This is a genomic window from Novosphingobium sp. BL-A-41-Hi4B-X5A (genome assembly GCF_055521705.1).
In genome coordinates this window covers 2878325-2902043 of the sequence record NZ_CM145500.1, presented here as the reverse complement: position 1 = coordinate 2902043, position 23719 = coordinate 2878325, and the positions used below count along the sequence as shown (strand labels likewise).

Genomic DNA, 23719 nt, shown 5'->3' with positions numbered 1-23719 from the left:
AACGTCAGTCCGCCGGTTCGAGCACGATGTGCCCGATCGCGGTGTTGCTGCACGGAATGTGGTAGTGGCGGTTGAGCGTCTTCACGCTCTTGCCCAGCGCGCCGCGCATGATCAGCCACATGACCATCTCGATGCCTTCGCTGCCGGTCTCGCGCAGATATTCGATGTGCGGGATGTGGCGGACGTCGTCGTTGTCCGATGCCAGCATGTCGAGGAACTTGTTGTCCCACTCCCGGTTGAGCAAACCGGCGCGAGGGCCCTGAAGCTGGTGGCTCATGCCGCCCGTGCCCCAGATCTGCACGTTGAGATCGTCGGGGAAGCTTTCGACCGCCCGAGCGATGGCCTCGCCGAGCGCCCAGCAGCGGTTGCCCGACGGCACCGGGTAGGTGACGACATTGACCGCCAGCGGCACGACCTTTACCGGCCATTTCTCGGGCTGGCCGAACATCATCGAAAGCGGCACGGTCAGCCCGTGGTCGACGTCCATCTCGTTGATGATCGTCATGTCGAAGTCTTCGAGGATCAGGCTCTGCGCGATGTGCCAGGCAAGATCGGCGTGGCCTTCGACGTCGGGAACCGGGCGCGGACCCCAGCCTTCGTCAGCCGACTTGTAGTGCTCGCCGCAACCGATCGCGAAAGTCGGGATGATGTTCGCGTCGAATGCCGATGCGTGGTCATTGTAGACCAGAATCACGACGTCGGGCTTCTCTTGCTTTTCCCATTCGCGGGTCCACTCATAGCCCTTGAAGATCGGGCCGAAGTAGTCGTCCTGCCACTTGCCCTGGTCGACAGCGACGCCAAGCAGCGGAACGTGGCTGGAGCCGACGCCAGCAGTAATCTTGGCCATCAGTAGCCTCCTTTGATCGAGCGATTGCCTTCGGGCGAGCGGCCGCCATCCAGCATCATCTGGCGGTATTCCGGCCAGGTCATGTCGGTCATCGTGCTGACCGCCTCGGCGAACGGCAGTCCGTCAGACGAGAACAGTTTCGACAGGAAGTAGACGTTCCCGCCAAGGTCGAGCAGCGCGTTGTAATCACGCTTGAGCAGTGCCTGCTTGGCTTCCTCGCTGATCTTCCACTCGTCGAGATAGGCGCGCTCGTCAGCCTTGAACCGTTCGCGGTTCTCGGGCTTCATCAGGCTCATGGCGAACTGGTTGATCCAGTAGCCCTTGCGGGCGCGCTTGGCGGTGAACACGCGGGTGCCGGGGATATCCTCGAACTCGGCGAGGTATTCGTGGATGTTCTGGGTCGGCTTGACTGCTTCAGTCACAGGCCCCTCTCCTTCAGCTTGGCGTCGAGGCGCGGGAACACGCGGCGCGCGTTGCCCTCGAAGATCGCATGGCGTTCAGCGTCGCTGATGTCGAGCGCATCGACATAGCGCTTGGTGTCGTCGAAATAGAACCCGGTGGTGGGGTCGATGCCGCGCACCGCGCCGACCATTTCCGAGCCGAACAGGATGTTCTTGTTCTCAATCACGTCGGCCAGCAGGTCGATCCCCGGCTGGTGGTAGACGCAGGTATCGAAGAACACATTGTTCATCAGGTGCGTGTCGAGGCCCGGCTTCTTCAGCATGTCGGCCAGCCCGCGATAGCGTCCCCAGTGGTACGGCACCGCACCGCCACCATGCGGAATGATGAAGCGCAGCGTGGGGAAACGGCTGAACAGGTCGCCTTCCAGCAGCTGCATGAACGCGATGGTGTCAGCCGCAATGTAGTAGCCGCCGGTCGCATGCATCGCCGGGTTGCACGATCCCGAGACGTGGATCATCGCCGGAACGTCCAGCTCGCACATCTTCTCGTAGAACGGGAACCAGTATTCGTCCGTCAGCGGGGGATGCTTAAAGTGCCCGCCGCCCGGATCGGGATTGAGGTTGCAGCCGATGAAGCCCAGCTCGTTCACGCACCGCTCCAGCTCTGCAATCGAGCTGGTCATGTCCGCTTCCGGCGACTGCGGCAGCATGCACACGCCCGCGAAAGTCTCGGGGTAAAGCCCCACCACGCGCGCGATCAGGTCATTGCACACCTGCGCCCACTTCACCGCAACCGACTGGTCGCCCACATGCGGGGCCATCGCCGAGGCGCGAGGGCTGAAGATCGTCATGTCCGCACCGCGCTCTTTCAGCAGGCGGAGCTGGTTGCTCTCGATCGTCTCGCGGATCTCGTCGTCCGAGATCTCGGGGTACGGCGGGCACTCGGTCCCGGCCTTGAACGCGGCCTTCTGCTTCTCGCGCCACTCGTCGTGCGCCTTTGGCAGCACGGTGTAGTGGCCGTGGCAGTCGATGATCATGGTCATGCGACTTCAGTCCTCTCAAGGTTGAATGCGATTGTCTTGCCCGCCTGCTCGCGCTGGCGCTTCACCGTGCCGCTGGTCATCACCGGCTCTACGCCCAGCGATTCCAGCGTTTTGCAGCTTTCTTCCATCTCGGCGGCGCGGCGGAGCCCATGGGTCGTCATGCGCTCGACATTGTACTCGGCACGCTCGAACCAGCTTTGCGTCTTCTCGCTGGCATCCAGTGACGACAGCACTTCGTCGACCACGTCCGCTTTCGTCGCCGCAAGCATCATCTCGGCGGTCAGCGCCTCGACGCCCTTGACCATGATCGAACGGATCATCTTGATCGCGCTGGCCCGGCCAATCTCGTCACCGACAACGCGCGTCTTGGCAAACCCCATCGCCTGCAGCCGCGCCTCGGCCTCTGCCGCATGGGCACCCGAAATCAGCAGCGGCACGTTCATCCGCGCCGGGTTCACCGGGGCCAGCACCGCCACGTCGACATAGCGCCCGCCCGCTGCCTCGATCGTCTTGGCCGCCGCGCGCTTGGTATCGGGCGCGACGGAATTCATGTCGCACCAGATCGCGCCTGCTTTCAGCAGACCGGCATAATCAACAGCCGCAGGCAGCGCCGAATCCGCCGTCACCAGCGACAGCACAATGTCGGCATCGCCAAGCGCATCTTCGGCCGTGCCGCAGATCACCACGCCGGCCTGCTCCATCACCGCCCGGCGCGCCGGGTTGATGTCGAACGCCAGCGCCGCAGACTCCCAGCCTGCCGCCTTGGCAAAAGTGGACCCGGCCTCACCGAAGCCGATCAGGGCAATAACGCTCTCCATGGCCAGCGGTCCTGCGTTGGTGCGCGCGAAGGAACAAATGCAAACATCGCCACAGGTATAAGTTTATGCAAACCCTTCTGCGGCAACCTCGCGCAGCAGTGCGACGAACGCGGCCTGCGGAGCCGTCGGCCGCCAGCCCTCGCGCGTGGTGATACCGATGGTCCGCGCGACCGGCACCGGCGGCGGCAGCGTCGCCAGCACCCCTGCATCGAGTTCTACCGCCAGTTGCGCCGGGGAAAGCAGCGTCAGCGCGTCCGATCCCAGCAGCAATTGCCGCACCGTCAGCACCGATCCGCACTCGATCCCCACGCGCGGCGGCTCGGCCCCGGCGCCGCGCATCATGCCTTCCCAATAGTGGCGCAAGGGCGTGTCACTTGCGGGCAGGATCCATGGAAAGCCCGCCAGCGCCACCCCATCCACCGCGCCAGCCAACAAGGGGTGCCCGGCACGCATGACCAGCGCGGGCCGGTCCTCGAACACCGCCTCCTGCGCCAGGTCGTCGAGCGAGGACGCATCACGCAGCGCCCCCAGCATCAGGTCCACTTCACCATCGCGCAGTGGCCCCGAAAGCTCGGCATGGCTCCCTTCGACCACCGCCACGTCCACCCCCGGATGCGCGGCGGCAAAGCGCAGGATCGTCTCGGGCAACCACCGCGCCCGGCTCAGTGGCATCGCGCCGACAACCACGCGCCCCGCCGCCTTGCCCTGCCACGCCGCCACTTCGGCAAGGCCTGACCGCAGCTCCGCCATGGCCAGACCGAACCCGCGCGCGCGCCGCTCGCCCGCAGGGGTCAGCATTACCGAGCGCCCGCGCCGGTCCACCAGCCGCTGCCCCAGCGCCACCGAAAGGTCCGCTACCGCCCGGTGCAGCGACGCCGAAGACAGACCCGTAGCTTCCGCCGCCACCGCATATGACCCGGCCCGCGCCAGCGCCAGGAACGCCCGCAATTGCGTCCCCGTCACGCGCGGAGAGCCGACATGCGCAATCGCTGCCTCGGCACGCGGCGCCAGCAGCAACGCCGGTTCGGTCGGCGTCATCCCCGCTGGCCCGCGTTCGAACAGCGCACAGCCCAGGTCCGCCTCCAGCCGCGCAATAGCCTGCGTCAGCGCAGGCTGCGTCAGGTTCACCGCCCGCGCCGCCCGCGTCACGCTGCCATGGCGGACCGTTGCCGCGAAAGCCGCAATGTGCCGGACATTGATCGCGTGGAGCTGCATGGTCCATCGCTTAGCATTTCCTTATGGCCAGTGCCAAACATTGCATTGGTTCCCCGCGCGCCGCAGTCGCATGGAACCCGCGAACAGTTTTCCATGGGAGCCGGAAATGTCGGGAATCGTCGTCCAGAACATCGAACGTGCCGATCCAGCCGTGATCGATGGCCTTGCCGCCTGTGGCGTCGCCACCGTCCACGAAGCGCAAGGCCGCACCGGCCTGCTCGCCTCCTACATGCGCCCGATCTATCGCGGCGCCCGCATCGCCGGCAGCGCCGTCACGATCAGCGCCCCTCCGGGTGACAACTGGATGGTCCACGTCGCCATCGAACAGCTCCAGGCCGGAGACATCCTCCTGCTTGCTCCGACCAGCCCTTGCGAAGACGGCTACTTCGGCGACCTCCTCGCCACCAGCGCCCAGGCGCGCGGCTGCCGCGGCCTGGTGATCGACGCAGGCGTGCGCGACGTGCGCGACTTGACGGAAATGAACTTCCCCGTCTGGTCCAAGGCGATCTACGCGCAAGGCACCGTCAAGAACACGCTAGGCTCGGTCAACGTCCCCGTCGTCTGCGCCAATGCACTGGTGAACCCCGGTGACGTGATCGTCGCCGACGACGATGGCGTCTGCGTCGTGCCCCGCGAAAAGGCCGCCGAAGTCCTCAAGGCCGCGCAGGCTCGCGAAGCCAACGAAGGCGAAAAGCGCGAAAAGCTCGCCGCCGGCGTCCTCGGCCTCGACATGTACAAGATGCGCGAACGCCTCGAGAAGGAAGGGCTGAAGTATGTCTGAGGGCATCCCCGAAGGCATACAATGCATGTGGATGCGCGGCGGCACGTCCAAGGGTGGCTATTTCCTCAAGGACGATCTGCCAGCAGACACCGCGAAGCGCGATGCCTTCCTGCTGGCCATGATGGGCAGCCCCGATCCCGTGCAGATCGACGGAATGGGCGGCGCCGATCCGTTGACGAGCAAGGTCGCGGTCGTCTCGAAATCCACCCGCGAAGGCATTGATGTCGATTACCTGTTCCTCCAGGTCTTCGTCGATCAGGCCATCGTCACCGACGCGCAGAACTGCGGCAACATCCTCGCCGGCGTCGGCCCCTTCGCCATCGAGCGCGGCCTTGTCGCCGCCAGTGCGCAAGAAACCCGCGTCGCCATCTACATGGAGAATACGGGACAGGTCGCTGTCGCCACGGTCAGCACGCCCGATGGCAAGGTCACCTACAAGGGCGATGCGAAGATCGACGGTGTCCCCGGCACCCACGCTCCCGTGCCGCTCGAATTCCGCGATACCGCCGGGTCATCCTGCGGCGCACTCTTGCCCACCGGCAACGCGGTCGATGTGGTCAATGGCGTCGCCGTCACCCTGGTCGACAACGGCATGCCCTGCGTGGTGATGAAGGCCGAGGACCTTGGCATCACCGGTTACGAGGACCGCGACTGGCTCGACAACGCCACCGACCTCAAGGCGAAGATCGAAGCCATCCGCCTCGCCGTCGGCGAACGCATGAACCTCGGCGACGTCAAGGAAAAGTCGGTGCCGAAGATGATGCTGGTCGCCCCGCCCAGGAACGGCGGCGCGGTCACCGTGCGCAGCTTCATCCCCCATCGCGCCCACGCCACCATCGGCGTACTCGGCGCGGTCAGCGTCGCCACCGCCTGCCTGATCCCGGGCTCCCCCGCCGCCGAAGTCGCCTCGATCCCCGAAGGCAGCCGCAAGCTGCTTTCGGTCGAGCACCCCACCGGCGAGATGAGTTGCGTGCTGGAAGTGGACGACAGTGGCGAAGTCCGCACCGCCGCCCTCCTGCGCACTGCGCGCAAGCTGATGGATGGGGTGGTGTTTGGTTAAGTAGCCCTCTCTCCTTCAGGGGAGAGGGTTGGGAGAGGGGCAGGCGCTAGATCCCCTCTCAACTTCGGCTAGTCAGCAAGCTGACAAGCCTGCGTATCTCTCCCCTCAAGGGGAGAGAGCATGAAGGGAAGATCGCATGACCGACCAGAACCGCATCATCAGCTGGCACGCCAATCCCAGCAAGCCGCGCTACACCCCGCCGCCGGGCGCCGTGGACGCGCACTGCCACGTCTTCGGGCCGATGGCGCAGTTCCCGTTCAGCGCCAAGGCCAAGTACCTGCCACAGGACGCCGGGCCGGACATGCTCTTCGCGCTGCGCGATCATCTCGGTTTTGACAAGAACGTGATTGTGCAGGCTAGCTGCCACGGCACCGACAATGCTGCCACCTTGGACGCCATCGCCAAGTCAAACGGCAAGGCGCGCGGCGTCGCGGTCGTCGATCCGGCAATCTCGGAAGCAGACCTCCAAGCCCTGCACGATGGCGGCATCCGCGGCATCCGCTTCAACTTCCTCAAGCGCCTCGTCGATGATGCGCCCAAGGACAAGTTCCTCGAAGTCGCCCAGCGCCTGCCCAAGGGCTGGCACGTCGTGATCTATTTCGAGGCCGATATCCTCGAGGAACTGCGCCCGTTCATGGACGCCATCCCCGTCCCCCTCGTCATCGACCACATGGGCCGTCCGGATGTGCGCCAAGGCCCCGACGGTGCCGACATGAAGGCCTTCCGCAATTTCCTGAACAGCCGCGAGGACATCTGGTTCAAGGCCACCTGCCCCGACCGGCTCGATGCCATCAAGGAAGGCGGCGCGGGCGATCCGTGGAATGCCTTTGCCGATGCGGTCGCGCCGCTCGTCGCCGATTATCAGGACCGCGTGCTGTGGGGCACCGACTGGCCGCACCCCAACATGGACACCGAGATCCCTGACGACGGCCACCTCGTCGACATGATCCCGCGCATCGCGCCGACTGACGAACTTCAGCGCAAGCTGCTGATCGACAATCCGATGAAGCTCTACTGGGCCGACTGAGGTCCGGAGCTTCGCCAATTGCGCTTGCAGCGTGGTGCGATAATCTGCGCACCATGCTGCGCCGCCTTCTCCCCTTCCTCGCCCTGATCCCCGCCACGGCAAGCGCCGAAACGCTCTACGTCCGCGCCGGGCGACTGGTCGATCCGGAAGCGGGGCGGGTGCTCACCGCACAGGTGCTCAAGGTCGAGGACGGGCGCGTCGTATCGGTCCAGCCCGATGCCCCCCTGCCCGCAGGCGCAAACGTCGTGGACTGGTCTGCCTTCACCGTCCTGCCCGGCCTGATCGACTGCCACGTGCACCTCGCCGATGTCGAACAGTCCAGCAACATTGCCGAACCCTTGTTGCACTCGGCCATGGAGATCGGCTTCATCGGCGCGCGCAACGCCAGGAAGACCCTGCTCGCAGGCTTCACCTCGGTCCACGATGTCGGCTCGTTCCGCGCCTACGCCGATGTCGAACTGCGCAACGCGATCAACCGTGGCGATGTGCCCGGCCCTCGCATCAGCGCGGTAGGCGCCTACGTCACCATTCCCGGCGGCGGCGGCGAAGTGACCGGCTTTGCGCCCGATGTCACCGTGCCTGCCGACATGCGCGCAGGCGTCGTCACCGATGCGGCGGACGTTACCCGCAAGGTCAACGCGCTGTTCCAGAACGGTGCGGATTCGATCAAGCTGATCGCCACCGGCGCAGTCCTGGCGCAAGGAACCGAACCCGGCCAGATCGAACTTTCGGGCGAGATGATGAAGGCAGCGGTCGACGTTGCCCGCCAGCGCGGTTCATGGGTTACCGCGCATGCCCATGGCGCCGCCGGCATCAAGCTTGCCATCCAGTCGGGCGTCAAGGCCATCGAACATGCCAGCCTTATCGATGATGAAGGCATTGCCCTTGCCAGGGCACGCGGCGTCTGGCTCGACATGGATATCTACAACGGAGATTTCATCGCCGAGGTCGGCAAACGCGATGGCTGGCCTGCCGACATGCTGCGCAAGAACGACGAGACTACCGAAGCCCAGCGCGCGGGCTTCCGCAAGGCGGTCAAGGCCGGTGTCAGGTTGAGCTACGGCACCGACGCAGGGGTCTATCCGCACGGCGCCAATGCGCGGCAGTTCAAGTACATGGTCCGCTACGGGATGACGCCGATGCAGGCGATCCAGTCGGCCACCACCGTCGCCGCCGAGCTGCTGGGGTGGAGCAAGGATGTCGGCGCACTCTCGCCCGGTCATTGGGCCGACATGGTCGCGGTCAGCGGCGATCCCCTGGCCGATATCTCCGTCCTCGAAAACGTGCGCCACGTCATGAAGGGTGGCGAACTGGTCAGATAGCCAAAAATCGGGGCAGCCTTCGGATTGAGGCCGCCCCGATCTGTGCCGGCAGGGAGGACCGGCAACAACCGACAGGCTCAGAGGGGGGGAAGCCTGCCAGAAAGGCAATCATCGCTCGTTCAGAGCAGCTTCCACGTCACCGGCACGATGACGGCCGTCGCGCCACCCGGCGGCGGCGGCACAGAACCGGCGCGCGTCGGCATGGCCAGCGCTTCCTTGTCGAGCGTGCTCGAGCCCGAGGGCGCGACAAGCTCGGTGCGCTCGATGTTGCCGCCAGCGCCGACGAAGACCTTGACCTTGGCGGTGCCTTCCTCGCCGCGCATCTGGGCCGTGCGCGGATAGGTCTGCTTCGAGGCGATGATGCGCGTCACCTGCTTCTGCCACTCGGCAGACTGGGCAAAGGCTGGCACAGCGGTTGCGGCAAAGGCAAGCGAGGCAATGCCAAGGGCGATCCTGTCGATAATCTTCATGATACGGTTTCCTTCGATCTTGTTGAATGACGGTGCAGTTTTCAAAATTCGGACCAGTCGTCCTCGTCTACCTTCAGCGCGGTATTGCCGAGGACCGGAGCGGACCGCGGTGCCGGAGGTGGGGCGGGCTCTGCTGTCGCAGCAGCCACCGGTAGCGGCCTCGGCGCGGGCTTTGGCGCTGCGGGCGGCGAAGCTTGCGGCTTGGCCGAGGATAGCCCCGACGACCGGGCCTGGCCGCTCGTGCCAAGGCGGAAGCGGCCTACCTGCTCCACCAGCGCAATGGTCTCGTTCGAAAGATTGCGCGTTCCCGCCGAGCTTTCCTCGACCATCGCGGCGTTGCGCTGGGTGAAGCTGTCCATCGAACCGACCATTGCCGAAATGTCGGCGATGCCCGCTGCCTGCTGTCCGGCAGCCTCGGCAATCTGATCGACCAGCTCCGAAACTGCGCTCACTTCGTTGACGATCTGGCGCAAAGCATCACCGCTGGATTCAACCAGGGCAACCCCGCCGCTGACTTCCTCGGTGCTCTTGCCGATCAGGTCGCGGATAGACTTCGCGGCATCGGCCGAGCGCTGCGCCAGGGCACGCACTTCGGTGGCGACCACCGCAAAGCCCTTGCCGGCATCACCGGCGCGCGCGGCCTCGACCCCGGCATTGAGCGCAAGCAGGTTGGTCTGGAAGGCAATGCCGTCGATGACGCCCACGATCTCGGCCATCTCGCGTGAACTGGCTTCGATGCTGCGCATGGCGGCCACGGCGCGATTGGCGGTATCGCCCACACCGTCGGCGGTGCTGCGGGCCACCGACAGGCGGGTGCTCGTCTGCTTCACGTTCTCGGCCGTTGTCCTGACCGATGAGCTGAACTCGTTGATCGTCCGCGATGTTTCGGCGAGCGACGTGGCCTGCTGCTCGGTGCGCAGCGCCAGGTCCGAAGCCGCGCTCGAAATCTCGTCCGTACCCAGCTTGATCGTGTGGCAACCCTCGACGATCTTGCCCAGCACCCGTTCAAGCGCAGTCACCGCAGCATTGTAGTCGACATGCAGCTTGGCCAGCGCGCCCGATCCGTTCTCCTTGACGCGGTGAGTAAGGTTGCCTTCCGCCAGCGCGGTCAGACCTTCGCCGATTTCATCGATGGTCAACTGCACTTCGCGGGCGCGCTGCGTCTCGGCCTCGGCGCGGGCATGGTCCGATGCAAAGACATCGCGGAAGCGATCAAGGGAGCGGGCCAGCTGGCCAAGTTCGTCCGATCGGCCAAGGCCCGGGACGGCCACGGCATGATCGCCATCGATCAGGCGCGATACGGCGTCGGACATCGACACGACCGGTTTGGCAATGTTGCGAATGAGATAGAACAGCAGGACAACCGCACTGAGCAGAGCAAGGCCAAGCGCGGCGAAGGTGAACTTGCGCGCCGAGGCATAGATCTTCTCGGCATTGGCGGCGACCGCAGCGCCATCCTTCTTGTTGGCCTCGATCACGGCGAGGATCGAGTCTTCCAGGGCATAGAAGGTGTCGATGCCTTCGGCATCGTGCATGGCCTGGGCGCTCTGGGTGTTCCCGCCCACCGCCATCGCCTGCATGCTTTCGTCCTGTGCAACGAAAGTCGTCCAGGCCTGCTTCAGCGCGGCAGCGCCGGTCTTCTGGTCCGGCGTGATCGCAAGCTTTTCGAACTCGGCAATTTCCGCATCGATCGCGCTGCGCGCATTCTTGAGCAGCTTCTGGCCGCGCGCCACCGCCTCAGGCGTCGCCGCGCTGAACATCTCGCCCTGCCTAAGGCGATACTGCGAGGTGAAGGCGTGAATGTCGCCCAGCTTTTCCGCGCTGGGTATCCACACGTCGCGCTGTTCGGCGGCGATGGCGTTGACCTCGCCGATCTTGGAAATCGCGAACAGGCCCATGCCTGCCATCGCCGCAAGCAGCACTGCAAAGGCAGCGATGAATTTTTTGGTTATGTTGAAGCTGAACATCCATGTTCCCCGACAGGCCTTCCGGCATGTCACCCGCTTACGCCGCGAGGGGGGAACTTTCGGTAAGGAGGCAGACCCGTAGAGTCGCGCAGTGGCGCGGAAAGGTTTTCCACAGGCGGATTGCCAAAGAGCAGCCGTTCAGGCGGCTATCGGCCAGTCATCGCGCAGTTCGCATGGTTAACGGCTCAGACGGGTCAAGCACCAAGAAGATGCAGCGCCACGCGCCTGCGATGGCCCGCCCTGCGATGCTCGCACAGATACAATCCCTGCCAGGTGCCCAGCGCCAGCTGTCCGCCAACCAGCGGGATCGACAGCGATACGCCGGTAAGGATCGACTTCAGGTGCGCCGGCATGTCGTCCGGACCTTCATCATCGTGGGCATAACCATCGTTTTCCGGTGCAAGACGGGAAAGCCAGCGGACGATATCGCCCCGCACTTCATGCGCCGCGTTTTCCTGAATGGTCAGGGAAGCCGAGGTATGGCGGCAGAACACGGTCAGCAAGCCGGTGGTCATGCCCTGATCGCCAGTCCAGCGCACCACGTCGCGAGTGATCTCGTGCAGGCCTTGGCCCGGGGTGGCAATGACGATCTCGGTGGCAGACTGGCGCATGCGGCCTTTATGGCAGCAATTCTCCTGCGCCCAAGCGCGAAACCGTCCTTACTATCGGAATCCCACGGTCACCTCACGCGAAACACTATCGTCGCCGCGGGCTTGACCCGGGGCTGGGCTCTTCTTCCTGCACACCCTCGCGACAAGAAAGCGGGATCCCGGGTCAAGCCCGGGATGACGATGGGGTCGCGCTAATAGACCTTGACAAAACGAACCATATAGGTTATAAGCCCCGCCCACAGGTCAGGAGAGGGCACAAGGCCAACCCGCTCCTCTCCCTTCGGACGCCGATGCCCAGAGCAATTTGGGGCAAAGGCTTCCGGCGCGATCGGTGCGGCAGGTGCGCGCGGGTTCAACGAGGGGCGTAAAGCCCAAGACCCACCGGGCAAGACCTGTCGTTACCCAAGGACAGACAGGACAACCCAGGGCTGATAGCACGGCGCCGAACCCTGAGCGACGCTGCGGATGCGGAACCCGCCTGACTTGCGTGACAGTGTCTGCGCAAACGACAGGTTCTTTTCACGCAGCCGCTTGCCAGAAGCCAAGGTAGCCCGCGAGCCGCTGCTGACGCTTCGTCCCGTCACCTATGTCCGACCATCAGGCTGAGCCGATCAGGGGTCCGGAACCGCCCCCCGGCCACTCGCAACCGGTCCCGCGCCCCATCCCTTGCGTGCCACAACGGCACCGCACCGGTCGCGCGATCTGTCCGCTTCCCACCGGCGTTACCGTCCGCGCTCGCCAGCGGATGATCTCCCACATCGCGTATCCGCGATGCCCACCCCCAGCCCCTCCCGCTTGCGGGAGGGGGGGGACTTCTGCCCTCCCGCAGGCGGGAGGGCCGCGAGACTTGCTGAACGCAGTGAAGCTAGTCGCAGCGGGGTGGGCAAGCGGCGCTAAGCAAGTGCTCAAAAACTCCAGGTCAGCCGCACGATCCCCACCACCGCATCGGGCACATCGCGGTCGCCCCCCGGCTGGTGCACCCACTGCACGTCCGGCTGCAGCGCCAGCCAAGGCACGATCTGGTCGGAATAGGTCAGTTCCACCACCGTCTCGTTGCCGGGGTTGCCACCTTCGGCGCGCATGGCGTCGCGGAAGTGGTTGCTCGTCCAGGCGTGGTGCGTCCCAAGCGAGACCTGGCTGTCCGGGCGCGAGGCCAGCGCCGGCGCCATCAACAGCCCCGCCTGAAAACCGCCATGAAACGGCGTCGTATGCGGATCGGACAGGCCTGCGCGCAGGAACGCCGTCACTTGCCGCGCGCTGCCTTCAGGCAGAAGATCGCCCTCGACCACCGCATAGGCCCCTTGCGAAGGCTTGCGCAGTGGCGAGCCATCCGGCGCGGTTTCGTACCAGTTCTCGGGATTGCGGGAGTAGCGCCATACGCCAAGGTTGCCGCGCAGCCGCCCCTCGGACCTCCCGACCTCACCGATCAGCAGCACACCATCGCGAAAGCTGAAATCCACCCCACCCCGGTCCCCCAGCGTGCTCGCCCGCGCATTGATCACGCCCAGCCGCACGAATGCCTCGCCAACCGGCACATAGAGCCGCGCCGCCAGCGCGCTCGAGGGAAAGATCGAGGGACCGTTCGGCCCCGTCGCCGCCAGTTCCGAACCGATTCCGAAAGGCGGGGCGATCAGGAGGCCGGCGGAATCGTTGGCGTAGAACTCGCTGTTCACATCATAGAGACCCATCCGCAGCGACGCTCCGCCACCGCCGATGTCCCGCTCCACCCATGCCTCGAACAGGCGCAGGCCGGCATAGGGCACTTCGATATTGTCCACGCCCTGCAGCGTCGCCGCGGCATCGTTGGGCCGCCCCCCGCGATTGTCGAGGACGTGGAAGTGGGCGCGGGTCCCGTCCAGCCCGATCAGCCGGGCAAGGTCGAGATCGGCGGTGAGATTCACGTTGGTCAGCGCCCGCACCTTGCGGTCGCCGTTTCCCGAAACGAGCTGCGCCAGATCGACAATCGCCTCACCCGCCAGATCGACCGGAGGCGGCGGCGCATCCTGAGCCTGCGCACCAGGCGCGCCGAGCGCCAGCCCCAAGGCCACGCCGCAAGAGAGCATCCGCCCGATCATGCCGCCAGCGCCCTCGGCGCCCCAACCGCAGCGGCATGGCTGCCGTGCCCGATCTCGAAGCGCGACAATTGCTGCACGACTTCCTCGATCGAGGCGATCACCCGATGGCTGGCATCGCTGACCTGTTCGGCCACCGCGCTGTTGCTCTGCGTGATCTGCTCGATCTGCTTTGACGTGGCATCGATCGAGCGCAGCGAAAGGTCCTGCTCGCTCGCGCCCGCCTCGACCACTTCCATCACCCGGTTGATCTCGTCCATCTGCCCCGTGATGGCGCGCAGGCTCGATCCGGCATCGCGCACCAGCGTCACGCCATTGCCGATCTCGCCCGAGGCATTGGTGATCAGGTCCCTGATCTCACGCGCGGCATCCGCGCTGCGCTGCGCCAGCGCGCGCACCTCGTTCGCCACCACGGCAAAGCCCTTGCCGGCATCCCCGGCGCGCGCCGCCTCGACACCGGCGTTGAGCGCGAGCAGGTTGGTCTGGAAGGTGATCCCGTCGATCACGCTGACGATCGAGCCGATCTCCTGCGCAGCGCTCTCGATGCGGTCCATCGCCGCTTCGGCGTGCTGGATCACTTCGCCACCGCGATTGATCTCCTGCCCGACCTGATCGACGGCAGTGCGCGCGGTCGAGACCGCCTCGGTCGATCCTTGCACCCGCCGCGAAAGGCTGGCGATCGCAGCGGCGGTTTCCTCAAGGCTCGCCGCCTGGTTGGCGTTGCGGTTCGACAGGTCTCCGGCCGCACCGCCGATATCGCGCGCCACGCCGTGCAGCCGCTCGGTCGACGCTTGCATCTTGGCCAGCGCCGAACCCAGTTCGCCCAGCGCCCCGTTGAAATCGCGCCGCAGCTTTTCGAACGGCCCTGAAAGCGGAACGTCGATGCGATAGGCAAGATTGCCCGCAGCAAGCTCGCTGAGGCCGGTACCGATCGAGGCGACAATGGCTTCGGCCTGCCGCGCCGTATCGGCCCGTGCCTCGCTCAGGTTGTCGCGCAGTTCCACCACAGCACGCGCTAGGTCGCCGATCTCATCTGGCCGGTCTTCGCCCGCCATCGTCACGTCGAGCCGCCCCGCGGCCATCGCCTGTACCCGCTCCGAGATGGCGATGATCGCGGTCACCAGATCCCGCCGCGCATAACGGGCGACCCAGGCGAGTGCAAGCAACAGCAGCAGCAGGCTCGCGAGCGAGATAAGCCGCGCCTGCTGCGCAACCGCATCGGCCGCGCTGACTGTCTGCGCAGCATGAGCTTCAACCGCATCCGAAATCTTGGCCATCTCGCCTTCGAGCTGGCTGAACCGCTGCTGGAAGCGCTGCAACTCGGCGTCGTCGGGGACCGCGCCCTGCTCTGCTGCCGCCGCGATCGACCGTCCGATCGCAACGTAGTCCCGGAACGCCGGGTCCGCCGCCTTGCGCGCGGCGAGCACTTGCGGCGCATCGGTTGCCCGCGCCGTTGGCGCCATCCGGTTCTCGAACTCGCCCAGTCGCGCCTTGAGCTCACGCGCGGCCTCTGCGCCGTCAATCGCTGCCGTCTGACGGGCCGCGACGATGCTGACGACTTCGCCGCGGATCGCATCGTGGCCCATGTCGGCCTCCATGTGATCGCGCAACAGGCCGGTTGCGGCGTTGAGTTCGGCCACCGCCAGTTCCTGCCGCCACATCCCGCCCATGCTGAGCGCGGTCGAAGCCAGCGCCCCGGCGCCGAGGATCAAGCAGCCTATCGTGACCTTGCGCTTTATCGATTGCCCAGAAACCACCTGACGCTCCGTATCTCAGAGCACCGCAAGCATTGCGCTGGTGCTTCAACAGGTTCGGCAGTGTGCAGCGGAACAGCAAACATAGGCCAAGCAGGGCCTTAGGTAATTCCACGCGGGGCAATTACCGGCATTCAACCAAGACGCTATTCATCGGATTAACTATCCTGCCGCGCAGAATTATTGGCGTCTCACAGAAGTGCGGGCGCTGCGCTTGCAACTATTGCCCCCTTCCTGCACAGCTTGCCCATGCCGCTCCAGATCGACACGAGTGCCATGGCCGCGATCATCGCTGCGGCGCAGGAGGCCGCTCCGGCCGAAGCCTGCGGCATCCTGCTCGGCAGCGGCTCGCACATCGAGCAGACGGTTCGGACGACAAACGCTGCACAGGATCCGCTCCGCCACTTCGAGATCGATCCCGCCGCGCTGATCGCCGCGCACAAGGCGGCGCGGGCCGGCGGGCCGGAAGTGCTCGGCTATTTCCACTCGCATCCCAATGGCCTTGCCCGCCCGTCCACCACCGACGCAGCCAGCGCCGCGCACGATGGCAAGATCTGGGCGATTGCCGCGCCGCTCAGCGACGGCCAACGGGACAAGCCGTGGGCAATTACGTGTTGGCACGATGGCCCCAACGGGTTCGAAGCGCTTTCCTATGCGATCATCGCTGGCTAAGGCTGTAAGCCATCAACCCGTTTGCTCGCACAGAGTCCCTTGCGCAGACCACTGATCCAAAAAGGCCTTCCATCAGAACATGACAGCACCTGCTTCCGCGCTCGATCTCGCCAGCCTGCTCTGCTCGCGCCTTTGCCATGACATGCTCAGCCCGGTGGGCGCGCTTTCCAACGGTCTCGAACTCCTTGTCGAGGAGAAGGACCCCGAAATGCGCCAGCGCTGCTTCGAACTGCTTGAACAGAGCGCGAAGGCATCGGCCGACAAGCTCAAGTTCTTCCGCCTTGCCTTCGGTGCGGCAGGCGGCTTCGGCGACTCCGTGCCGGTGAACGAGGCGCGCGCCCTGATCGACGCGCTGGCCGGCAGCAACGGCCGCGTCGCTGTGAACTGGATGTTCGGCGTCGACGCCCTCGCCAAGCCGGCGGTGAAGACCCTGCTCAACCTGGCCCTGATCGGGCTCGACGCGCTGGTCCGCGGCGGCACGCTGGATATCGGCGCCGAGGTGAACGGCGGCGCGATCGAGATCGTCGTGCGCGCCGCCGGACAGCGCGTTGCGTTCGATCCGGCTGTCGGCCAGGCGCTCGAAGGCACCCTGCCGATGAGCGAACTGTCCAGCAAGACGGCGCCCGCCGCGATGGTCCAGCAGCTTGCCGCCTCGGTCGGCGGCGGCGTGCAGGTCCACGTCACGGCGGAAAGCCTGGTCATGGGCGCAGTGCTCCCGGCTGCCTGATCGATGATGCGCCGCTGGCTCGTCCATCGCGAGGTGCCATCGCCGAACTGGAACGAGCGCAAGCTGCCGGTCAACATGGTGGTGCTGCACTATACCGGCATGGAGACTGCGCAGGCGGCGCTCGGCCGGCTCTGCGATCCGGCAGCGGAAGTCTCGGCGCATTACCTGATCGACGAGGACGGCACCGTCACCGGCCTCGTCGACGAAGACAAGCGCGCGTGGCATGCCGGACGCTCGTCGTGGCGCGGCATCACCGATGTCAATTCGGCGAGCGTCGGGATCGAACTGGTCAATCCCGGCCATGAATTCGGCTACCGCCCCTTCCCCGATGCCCAGATCGAGGCGCTGCTGCCGCTGCTGGCCGACATCGTCAAGCGACACAACGTGCCCCGCGCCAACGTGGTCGGCCACTCCGACGTTGCCCCTGCCCGCAAGGAAGACCCCGGCGAGCTTTTCCCGTGGGAGCTGCTTGCCCGCCACCGCCTCTGCCTGCCCACCCCCAAGCTCTCGATGCGCCTGCTCTACGACAACGAGGCGGCGTTCTTCCTCGCGCTCGAGCGCTTCGGCTATGACATTTCCGATCAGGCAGCCGCCGTGCGCGCCTTCCAGCGGCGCTGGCGCCCACAGCGGATCGATGGCCAGGTCGATGGACAGATCGGCGCATTGCTCTTCGAACTCCTGTTGGAACGCGACATGGGCTTGGCCAGATAGGGGGGCCATGCTAGGTGACCGCTCGCCAGGGGGCCGGGCAGCCGCGTGATCGCAAGATCCCGAGGAAAGTCCGGGCTCCACGAAACAAGGGTGGCGGGTAACGCCCGCCGGGCCTGACGCCGCAAGGTGGAGGGTCAAGGGAAAGTGCCACAGAGAGCAGACCGCTAGTCCGCAAGGGCGAGTAAGGGTGAAAGGGTGCGGCAAGAGCGCACCGCGCGACCGGCAACGGAAGCGGCACGGCAAACCCCACCCGGAGCAAGATCGAATAGGGACTGCGCGTCCAGCAATGGGCAGGCCGGTTTCGGGCCAGCAGTCCGGGTTGATTGCTTGAGCGTTCCGGCAACGGTCCGCCTAGAGGAATGGCTGCCAGCGGCGATACGGTCCTGTATAGGATACCGTCGGCGCTACAGAACCCGGCTTACAGGCCCCCTGGCGCTTCGATGGTTTCCTACAGGCGTGTAAGTTGTTAGGACGCATCCCATGTCCGGCGGCCACCATCATCACCACATCCAACATGATCATGGGCACGCCCATGATCATCATCACGGTCACAGCCACGCCCCTGCCAGCTTCGGCCGGGCCTTTGCCGTCGGCATCACGCTGAACCTGGGCTTTGTCGTGGTCGAGGCGGTCTATGGCGTCATCGCCGGTTCGATGGCACTGGTGGCAGATGCCGGACACAACCTGTCCGACGTGCTCGGCCTCGTCATCGCCTGGACCGCCAGCGTGCTCGCGGCACGGCCGCCCTCGGCCCGCTTCACCTATGGCTTCAAATCCAGCTCGATTCTTGCCGCCCTTGGCAACGCCGCGTTCCTGCTGGTGGCGCTGGGCGCCATTCTGGTCGAGACGATCCGCCGGCTGATAGAGCCGGAGCCGGTCGCGGGTGGCCCGGTCATGGCGGTGGCTGCCGTCGGCATCGTCATCAACACCGCCACGGCGCTGATGTTCATGCGCGGCCGCAAGCACGATATCAACATCCGCGGCGCCTACCTGCACATGGCCGCAGACGCTGCGGTTTCAGCCGGCGTCGTCGTTGCCGGCCTGCTGATCACGCTGACCGGGGCGCAATGGATCGATCCGGTCACCAGCCTGCTCATTGTCGGCATCATCGCGGTCGGGACATGGGGGTTGCTCAAGGATTCGCTGCGCATGAGCCTGCACGCCGTTCCGCCGGGGATCGACGAGCGCAAGGTGCGGCACTTCCTCAACTCGCTGAGCGGGGTCGAAGCGGTGCACGACCTGCATATCTGGCCAATGAGCACGACCGAGACCGCGCTTACCGCCCATCTCGTGATGCCGGGCGGGCATCCGGGTGACAGCTTCCTCCACAAGCTCGCGCATGAGCTGGACCACGACTTCGGCATTGGCCACGCCACCGTCCAGGTCGAGACAATTGACGGCCACGAATGCGCCCTGTTGCACGATAATGTAGTGTAAACAGCCCCATGGGGCATCCCGTGATGTCCCAAGAGACATGTCGCGAGACAAGGCGCCGAGCGCCATACCGGGTGCCGGAGACGTTCCGACCGGGGCAGACATACCCCTCCGCCTCGGTTCCTCCCTTGATCCCCGGCTACTCGTTCCCTTCGGCCGGGGGCACCAATTCTTCAGGCGCGCTGCCCCACGCAGCGCGCCTATTTTTTCGAAACAACCCTTCATAATCAATCACATGCACCATGGGCCATGTGGAATCGCGCGGTGCAGCCACCACCTCTGGTCGCGGAGGGGCGGGCCGGCAGCCTCGTATCTTGCGCCGGACTAAGCCACGTTTCGACCAAGGAGTTACCGATGAGCTCGAAGTTCCTGATTGCGGCCCTCGCCGCCACCGCCGCCACCGCTGCGCCGGTATTCGTCACGCCCGCCTTCGCCAACCACCATGAAGAGACCAAGATGGTCGGCGGCGCAGCGATGTATCCCTCGAAGACCATCGTCGAGAACGCGGTGAACTCCGCCGATCACACTACGCTGGTCGCCGCGGTCAAGGCCGCCGGCCTCGTCGATACGCTGAATGGCACCGGTCCGTTCACCGTCTTCGCGCCGACCAACGCTGCCTTCGCCAAGCTCCCGGCCGGCACCGTAGACACCCTGCTCAAGCCCGAGAACAAGGCCACGCTGGCAAAGGTCCTGACCTACCACGTCGTGCCGGGCAAGGTGACGGCGGCGCAGCTCGTCGCCAAGATCAAGGCCGATGGCGGCAAGACCGAACTCACCACCGTCGCCGGCGGCAAGCTCACCGCCTCGCTGATGGGCGACACGGTCATGCTCACCGATGAAAAGGGCGGCATGGCCCACGTGACCCAGGCCGACGTGATGCAGAAGAACGGCGTGATCCACGTGACCGACGCGGTTTCGCTGCCGAACTGACGCGGGCAATAGCCCCCCTGCCCCCTCCTGCCTGCGGGAGGGGAAACGGGCAATAAAAAGGGCGGGTGCCTCTCGGTACCCGCCCCTTTTTTTGTTACTCAGTTGAAGCTAGCAATCAGGCCGCTTCTTCCTTGCCCTTGTGGACGCGGATCGGTTCCTTGCGGCCTTCGACGACGTCCCTGTCGACCACGACCTCGTTGATGTCGGTCTCGGTCGGCACGTCGAACATGGTGTCGAGCAGCAGGCCTTCGACGATTGAGCGCAGCCCGCGCGCGCCGGTCTTGCGTTCGATGGCCTTCTTGGCGATCGCTTCCAGGGCGTCGTCGGTGAAGGTCAGCGTCACGTCTTCCAGCTCGAACAGCTTGGCATACTGCTTGATCAGCGCGTTCTTCGGTTCCTTGAGGATCTTGACCAGCGCCTCGATGTCGAGGTCGTTCAAGGTCGCGATCACCGGCAGGCGGCCGACGAATTCGGGAATCAGGCCGAACTTGAGGAGATCCTCCGGCTCGGACTTCTGGAGCAGCTCGCCAACGCGGCGCTTTTCCGGATCGGCAACGTGCGCACCGAAACCGATCGAGCGCTTCTGCAGGCGGTCGGCGATGATCTTGTCCAGACCCGCGAAGGCGCCGCCACAGATGAACAGGATGTTCGTGGTGTCGACCTGCAGGAACTCCTGCTGCGGATGCTTGCGCCCGCCCTGCGGCGGAACGGAGGCGGTGGTGCCTTCCATCAGCTTGAGCAGGGCCTGCTGCACGCCTTCGCCCGAAACGTCGCGCGTGATCGAGGGGTTCTCGGCCTTGCGGCTGATCTTGTCGATCTCGTCGATGTAGACGATGCCGTGCTGCGCCTTCTCGACGTTGTAGTCGGACGCCTGCAGCAGCTTGAGGATGATGTTCTCCACGTCCTCACCCACGTAACCGGCTTCGGTCAGCGTGGTGGCATCGGCCATGGTGAACGGCACGTCGAAGGTCTTGGCGAGCGTCTGCGCCAGCAGCGTCTTGCCCGAACCGGTGGGGCCGACAAGCAGGATGTTCGACTTCGACAGTTCGACATCGCCGCCCTTGCCGCTGTGCTTGAGGCGCTTGTAGTGGTTGTGGACGGCCACCGAGAGCACGCGCTTGGCGCGGTCCTGCCCGATCACGTAGTCGTTCAGAGTCTCGAAGATGTCGCGCGGGGTGGGTACGCCGCCATCCTTCTTGCCGGCGATGCCAGCCTTTGTCTCTTCACGGATGATGTCGTTGCACAGCTCGACGCATTCATCGCAGATGAACACGGTCGGCCCGGCAATCAGCTTGCGCACCTCATGCTGAGATTTGCCGCAGAAGCTGCAGTAGAGGGTGCTCTTGGTATCCGATCCGGAAAGCTTGGTCATTCGTCCATCCCAGGCGCCTCTCCACGAGAGGCGGGCCCGATCATCCTACTACCGCAAGGGCATTAATCAACCGGACTCGATTACAGTAACGTGATCCTAGGGGGCAAAGCCTTTCGCTGGGCTTAAGGCCTTGCCCCTCAGGGTTTTTCCTTATGCGGGCGCGCCGCCCGAACCTTCTTCGCCACCAACCGAATCGGTCGTCGGACGCGATTCGAACACCTTGTCGACGAGTCCGAAGTTCTTGGCTTCCTCGGCTTCGAGGAAGGTGTCGCGGTCCATCGCCTTCTCGATCTCGTCGAGCGAGCGGCCGGTGAACTTGACGTAAAGATCGTTCATGCGCTTGCGAATGCGCAGGATTTCGCGCGCCTGGATCTCGATGTCCGAGGCCATGCCGCGCGCGCCCCCCGAGGGCTGATGGATCATGATTCGCGCATTGGGCAGCGCGATGCGCATGCCCGGCTCACCGGCAGCGAGCAGGAACGACCCCATCGAGGCAGCCTGGCCGATGCACACGGTCGACACGCGGGGGCGGATGTACTGCATGGTGTCGTAGATCGCGAGACCCGCCGTCACCACGCCGCCCGGCGAGTTGATGTACATCGAGATATCCTTTGAGGGATTTTCCGACTCGAGGAACAGGAGCTGGGCGATGATCACCGAGGCCATGTGGTCCTCGACTTCGCCAGTCACGAAAATGATGCGTTCGCGCAGGAGACGCGAATAGATGTCGAAGCTGCGTTCGCCGCGGCTCGATTGTTCGACCACGACCGGGATCAGCGCGCCGGTGACGGGATCGGTGGTGAATTTGCCTTGCGCACTCGATGCGCCGAACAGGTCGAGCATGGAAATCCTCATATGGTTAGGCTTCGCTATGTCGCGTGCCACGGCGCGATGTTCAAGGGCATTAACCCCGAATCCGGGGAATTCCCTGCCCGATGGTGTCACTTCCACCAAGGCGCTTGCATCTGCGAGATCGCTTGCGCAGCTTCAGCGGCAAGGTTCGGACGAGGACACCCCGATGAAATTGCAGCTTCTTGGCATCGCTCTCGCAGTGACCGCACTTACGCCTTCGCCCGGCGCGGCACAAAGCGCTGCAGATTACCTCGCGCGGATCGCGGCAGTTGATGACTCCGGACCGAGGCTCAACGCGGTGCTGGCGATCAATCCCGATGCCGCAAAGGACGAAGCCGCCGCCACGGCGATCAAGGGGCCGCTTTCGGGCAAGGTTGTGCTGATCAAGGACAACATCGAGATGGCAGGCCCCCTTCCCACCACGGCGGGCAGCCTCGCCCTGAAAGACAGCGTCACCGGCCGCGATGCGCCGCTGGTGGCGCGATTGCGCAAGGCAGGCGTGGTGATCCTGGGCAAGACCAACCTGTCAGAATGGGCCAACATCCGCTCGTCCTCCTCGTCAAGCGGCTGGAGCGCGATCGGCGGGCAGACGAAGAACCCGCATGCGATCGACCGGACGCCCTGCGGATCGTCCTCGGGCAGCGGCTCGGCCATAGCGGCTGGCCTTGCATGGGCGGCCATAGGCACCGAGACCGATGGCTCGATCACATGCCCGGCGTCGGTCAACGGCATCGTCGGGTTCAAGCCCACCGTCGGCATGGTCAGCCGCACCCACGTCGTCCCGATCAGCCACAGCCAGGACACGGCAGGACCGATGACCCGCAGCGTTGCGGCTGCCGCGCTGCTGATGAATGCTCTTGCCGGGAGCGACCCCGCCGATGCTGCCACCATGGAGGCGGACAAGCGCGAGACGGACTTCACCAGCGGACTTGCCAGTGCCAGCCTCAAAGGCGTCCGCATCGGCGTGCTGCGCAAGCAGGCGGGCAATCACCCCGCGCTGCTCGCCCTGTTCGGCAAGGCCCTGGCTGACATGAAGGCTGCGGGTGCAGAACTCGTCGAGATCGAATACGAGCCTGCGCCGGAGATGGGCCGCGACGAGTTCACCGTGCTGCTCTACGAACTGCGCGAGGACATGGGCGCCTACCTGCGCTCGCTGCCCGGCAGGCAGGGGCCAAAGTCGCTGGCCGACCTGATCGCCTTCAACAAGGCCCACCCTGAGGAACTGCGCTGGTTCGGACAGGACGTGTTCGAACAGGCCGAGGCGACCACAGACAAGGCTGCCTACGAGGCCGCGCGCGCCAATTCGCTCAGGCTGGCTGGCGCTGAAGGCATCGACAGGCTGCTGCGCGAGAACAAGGTGACCTTCCTTGTCGCGCCGACCGAAGGCCCGGCCTGGCCGATCGATCTCGTGCTCGGCGATCACTTCGTTGGCGTGGGCGCGGGCAATCTCGCGGCCATTGCCGGATATCCGCACCTGTCCGTGCCAATGGGCGCGGTAGAGGGGCTGCCCATCGGCCTTTCGATCATGGGCGCGAAGTGGGACGACAAGCGCGTGCTCGAAGCGGGCGCGGCCTATGAACGCGCCCGGACCACGGCACTACCGGTGCCCTCGTTCAAGCGCTGGGGGGAGTGA

The 23719-nt window shown here is 65.2% G+C and carries 22 protein-coding genes and 1 other RNA gene; 11 read left to right on the top strand and 12 right to left on the bottom strand.

Annotated elements, in window-relative coordinates; all coding sequences use genetic code 11:
• Nucleotides 1-4: 4 nt before the first annotated feature.
• The 5 genes from ACZ1JY_RS14080 to ligR all read right to left on the bottom strand — a co-directional run bounded on the left by ACZ1JY_RS14080 (nucleotide 5) and on the right by ligR (nucleotide 4324).
• Nucleotides 5-847, bottom strand: a complete 843-nt coding sequence (locus ACZ1JY_RS14080) for a class III extradiol dioxygenase subunit beta (protein WP_465129700.1) — start codon at nucleotides 845-847, stop codon at nucleotides 5-7.
• A complete protein-coding gene (ligA, locus tag ACZ1JY_RS14075; protein WP_465129699.1) occupies nucleotides 847-1269 on the bottom strand; it encodes a protocatechuate 4,5-dioxygenase subunit alpha in 423 nt (140 codons plus the stop codon). The genes ACZ1JY_RS14080 and ligA overlap by 1 nt, the downstream gene beginning before the upstream one ends.
• Nucleotides 1266-2291: an amidohydrolase family protein gene (locus tag ACZ1JY_RS14070; RefSeq protein WP_465129698.1), complete on the bottom strand. Its 1026-nt coding sequence runs from the start codon at nucleotides 2289-2291 to the stop codon at nucleotides 1266-1268. The genes ligA and ACZ1JY_RS14070 overlap by 4 nt, the downstream gene beginning before the upstream one ends.
• Nucleotides 2288-3109 (bottom strand): NAD(P)-dependent oxidoreductase, encoded by an 822-nt coding sequence (locus ACZ1JY_RS14065; protein WP_465129697.1) that lies wholly within the window; start codon nucleotides 3107-3109, stop codon nucleotides 2288-2290. The genes ACZ1JY_RS14070 and ACZ1JY_RS14065 overlap by 4 nt, the downstream gene beginning before the upstream one ends.
• A 63-nt stretch (nucleotides 3110-3172) precedes the next feature.
• Complete coding sequence (gene ligR, locus ACZ1JY_RS14060) at nucleotides 3173-4324, bottom strand: aromatic metabolism transcription factor LigR (protein ID WP_168902904.1); 1152 nt, start codon at nucleotides 4322-4324, stop codon at nucleotides 3173-3175.
• Nucleotides 4325-4430: 106 nt separating this feature from the next.
• On the opposite strand from ligR, the gene ligK reads away from it, so the two are divergent.
• The 4 genes from ligK to ACZ1JY_RS14040 all read left to right on the top strand — a co-directional run bounded on the left by ligK (nucleotide 4431) and on the right by ACZ1JY_RS14040 (nucleotide 8514).
• Nucleotides 4431-5105: a 4-carboxy-4-hydroxy-2-oxoadipate aldolase/oxaloacetate decarboxylase gene (ligK, locus tag ACZ1JY_RS14055; protein WP_039336089.1), complete on the top strand. Its 675-nt coding sequence runs from the start codon at nucleotides 4431-4433 to the stop codon at nucleotides 5103-5105.
• Nucleotides 5098-6165, top strand: coding sequence for a 4-oxalomesaconate tautomerase (locus tag ACZ1JY_RS14050; protein WP_465129696.1), 1068 nt, complete (start codon nucleotides 5098-5100; stop codon nucleotides 6163-6165). Before ligK ends, ACZ1JY_RS14050 begins: the two co-directional genes overlap by 8 nt.
• A 136-nt stretch (nucleotides 6166-6301) precedes the next feature.
• Nucleotides 6302-7192, top strand: coding sequence for an amidohydrolase family protein (locus ACZ1JY_RS14045; protein WP_465129695.1), 891 nt, complete (start codon nucleotides 6302-6304; stop codon nucleotides 7190-7192).
• 53 nt (nucleotides 7193-7245) lie between these two features.
• Nucleotides 7246-8514, top strand: a complete 1269-nt coding sequence (locus ACZ1JY_RS14040; protein ID WP_465129694.1) for a Xaa-Pro dipeptidase — start codon at nucleotides 7246-7248, stop codon at nucleotides 8512-8514.
• Nucleotides 8515-8633: 119 nt separating this feature from the next.
• Here the strand turns inward: ACZ1JY_RS14040 and ACZ1JY_RS14035 are convergent, their stop codons facing one another.
• From ACZ1JY_RS14035 to ACZ1JY_RS14015, 5 genes are all read right to left on the bottom strand, one after another.
• The gene (locus tag ACZ1JY_RS14035) at nucleotides 8634-8984 is read right to left on the bottom strand and encodes an energy transducer TonB (protein ID WP_118072345.1); all 351 of its coding nucleotides are present in this window, start codon (nucleotides 8982-8984) and stop codon (nucleotides 8634-8636) included.
• 41 nt (nucleotides 8985-9025) lie between these two features.
• Complete coding sequence (locus tag ACZ1JY_RS14030; protein ID WP_465129693.1) at nucleotides 9026-10951, bottom strand: methyl-accepting chemotaxis protein; 1926 nt, start codon at nucleotides 10949-10951, stop codon at nucleotides 9026-9028.
• A gap of 194 nt (nucleotides 10952-11145) precedes the next feature.
• Entirely contained in the window at nucleotides 11146-11562 is a 417-nt protein-coding gene (locus ACZ1JY_RS14025) for a secondary thiamine-phosphate synthase enzyme YjbQ (protein ID WP_118072347.1), read from the bottom strand.
• Between the two features lie 905 nt (nucleotides 11563-12467).
• Nucleotides 12468-13637 carry a carbohydrate porin gene (locus ACZ1JY_RS14020; RefSeq protein WP_465129692.1) on the bottom strand — a complete coding sequence of 390 codons (1170 nt, stop codon included), beginning with the start codon at nucleotides 13635-13637 and terminating at the stop codon, nucleotides 12468-12470.
• The gene (locus tag ACZ1JY_RS14015) at nucleotides 13634-15391 is read right to left on the bottom strand and encodes a methyl-accepting chemotaxis protein (RefSeq protein ID WP_465129691.1); all 1758 of its coding nucleotides are present in this window, start codon (nucleotides 15389-15391) and stop codon (nucleotides 13634-13636) included. The genes ACZ1JY_RS14020 and ACZ1JY_RS14015 overlap by 4 nt, the downstream gene beginning before the upstream one ends.
• A 246-nt stretch (nucleotides 15392-15637) precedes the next feature.
• On the opposite strand from ACZ1JY_RS14015, the gene ACZ1JY_RS14010 reads away from it, so the two are divergent.
• The 6 genes from ACZ1JY_RS14010 (at nucleotide 15638) to ACZ1JY_RS13985 (ending at nucleotide 19862) form a co-directional block, all read left to right on the top strand.
• Complete coding sequence (locus tag ACZ1JY_RS14010; RefSeq protein ID WP_465129690.1) at nucleotides 15638-16060, top strand: M67 family metallopeptidase; 423 nt, start codon at nucleotides 15638-15640, stop codon at nucleotides 16058-16060.
• 79 nt (nucleotides 16061-16139) lie between these two features.
• Nucleotides 16140-16787 (top strand): histidine phosphotransferase family protein, encoded by a 648-nt coding sequence (locus ACZ1JY_RS14005; protein ID WP_118072351.1) that lies wholly within the window; start codon nucleotides 16140-16142, stop codon nucleotides 16785-16787.
• A 6-nt stretch (nucleotides 16788-16793) separates the two neighbouring features.
• On the top strand, nucleotides 16794-17498 hold the full coding sequence (locus tag ACZ1JY_RS14000; RefSeq protein ID WP_465130924.1) for an N-acetylmuramoyl-L-alanine amidase: 705 nt from the start codon (nucleotides 16794-16796) through the stop codon (nucleotides 17496-17498).
• A gap of 25 nt (nucleotides 17499-17523) precedes the next feature.
• Nucleotides 17524-17935, top strand: an RNA gene (gene rnpB / locus ACZ1JY_RS13995) — RNase P RNA component class A.
• A gap of 43 nt (nucleotides 17936-17978) precedes the next feature.
• On the top strand, nucleotides 17979-18935 hold the full coding sequence (locus ACZ1JY_RS13990; protein ID WP_465129689.1) for a cation diffusion facilitator family transporter: 957 nt from the start codon (nucleotides 17979-17981) through the stop codon (nucleotides 18933-18935).
• Between the two features lie 351 nt (nucleotides 18936-19286).
• Nucleotides 19287-19862 carry a fasciclin domain-containing protein gene (locus tag ACZ1JY_RS13985; RefSeq protein WP_168902914.1) on the top strand — a complete coding sequence of 192 codons (576 nt, stop codon included), beginning with the start codon at nucleotides 19287-19289 and terminating at the stop codon, nucleotides 19860-19862.
• Between the two features lie 115 nt (nucleotides 19863-19977).
• On the opposite strand, the gene clpX is transcribed toward ACZ1JY_RS13985, so the two are convergent.
• Both clpX and clpP read right to left on the bottom strand, forming a co-directional pair.
• Nucleotides 19978-21234 carry an ATP-dependent Clp protease ATP-binding subunit ClpX gene (gene clpX, locus ACZ1JY_RS13980; RefSeq protein ID WP_118072354.1) on the bottom strand — a complete coding sequence of 419 codons (1257 nt, stop codon included), beginning with the start codon at nucleotides 21232-21234 and terminating at the stop codon, nucleotides 19978-19980.
• A 150-nt stretch (nucleotides 21235-21384) separates the two neighbouring features.
• Entirely contained in the window at nucleotides 21385-22077 is a 693-nt protein-coding gene (clpP, locus tag ACZ1JY_RS13975; protein ID WP_118072355.1) for an ATP-dependent Clp endopeptidase proteolytic subunit ClpP, read from the bottom strand.
• Between clpP and ACZ1JY_RS13970 the strand changes: the two genes are divergently transcribed.
• Nucleotides 21959-23719 (top strand): amidase, encoded by a 1761-nt coding sequence (locus ACZ1JY_RS13970; RefSeq protein ID WP_465129688.1) that lies wholly within the window; start codon nucleotides 21959-21961, stop codon nucleotides 23717-23719. The genes clpP and ACZ1JY_RS13970 overlap by 119 nt on opposite strands.

Coding starts and splice junctions, on each gene's coding strand:
- ACZ1JY_RS14080 (WP_465129700.1), bottom strand. CDS start 847: ATGGCCAAGATTACTGCTGGCGTCGGCTCCAGCCACGTTCCGCTGCTT.
- ACZ1JY_RS14070 (WP_465129698.1), bottom strand. CDS start 2,291: ATGACCATGATCATCGACTGCCACGGCCACTACACCGTGCTGCCAAAG.
- ACZ1JY_RS14065 (WP_465129697.1), bottom strand. CDS start 3,109: ATGGAGAGCGTTATTGCCCTGATCGGCTTCGGTGAGGCCGGGTCCACT.
- ligR (WP_168902904.1), bottom strand. CDS start 4,324: ATGCAGCTCCACGCGATCAATGTCCGGCACATTGCGGCTTTCGCGGCA.
- ligK (WP_039336089.1), top strand. CDS start 4,431: ATGTCGGGAATCGTCGTCCAGAACATCGAACGTGCCGATCCAGCCGTG.
- ACZ1JY_RS14050 (WP_465129696.1), top strand. CDS start 5,098: ATGTCTGAGGGCATCCCCGAAGGCATACAATGCATGTGGATGCGCGGC.
- ACZ1JY_RS14045 (WP_465129695.1), top strand. CDS start 6,302: ATGACCGACCAGAACCGCATCATCAGCTGGCACGCCAATCCCAGCAAG.
- ACZ1JY_RS14040 (WP_465129694.1), top strand. CDS start 7,246: ATGCTGCGCCGCCTTCTCCCCTTCCTCGCCCTGATCCCCGCCACGGCA.
- ACZ1JY_RS14035 (WP_118072345.1), bottom strand. CDS start 8,984: ATGAAGATTATCGACAGGATCGCCCTTGGCATTGCCTCGCTTGCCTTT.
- ACZ1JY_RS14030 (WP_465129693.1), bottom strand. CDS start 10,951: ATGTTCAGCTTCAACATAACCAAAAAATTCATCGCTGCCTTTGCAGTG.
- ACZ1JY_RS14025 (WP_118072347.1), bottom strand. CDS start 11,562: ATGCGCCAGTCTGCCACCGAGATCGTCATTGCCACCCCGGGCCAAGGC.
- ACZ1JY_RS14020 (WP_465129692.1), bottom strand. CDS start 13,637: ATGATCGGGCGGATGCTCTCTTGCGGCGTGGCCTTGGGGCTGGCGCTC.
- ACZ1JY_RS14010 (WP_465129690.1), top strand. CDS start 15,638: ATGCCGCTCCAGATCGACACGAGTGCCATGGCCGCGATCATCGCTGCG.
- ACZ1JY_RS14005 (WP_118072351.1), top strand. CDS start 16,140: ATGACAGCACCTGCTTCCGCGCTCGATCTCGCCAGCCTGCTCTGCTCG.
- ACZ1JY_RS14000 (WP_465130924.1), top strand. CDS start 16,794: ATGCGCCGCTGGCTCGTCCATCGCGAGGTGCCATCGCCGAACTGGAAC.
- ACZ1JY_RS13990 (WP_465129689.1), top strand. CDS start 17,979: ATGTCCGGCGGCCACCATCATCACCACATCCAACATGATCATGGGCAC.
- ACZ1JY_RS13985 (WP_168902914.1), top strand. CDS start 19,287: ATGAGCTCGAAGTTCCTGATTGCGGCCCTCGCCGCCACCGCCGCCACC.
- clpX (WP_118072354.1), bottom strand. CDS start 21,234: ATGACCAAGCTTTCCGGATCGGATACCAAGAGCACCCTCTACTGCAGC.
- ACZ1JY_RS13970 (WP_465129688.1), top strand. CDS start 21,959: ATGTCGAAGCTGCGTTCGCCGCGGCTCGATTGTTCGACCACGACCGGG.
- clpP (WP_118072355.1), bottom strand. CDS start 22,077: ATGCTCGACCTGTTCGGCGCATCGAGTGCGCAAGGCAAATTCACCACC.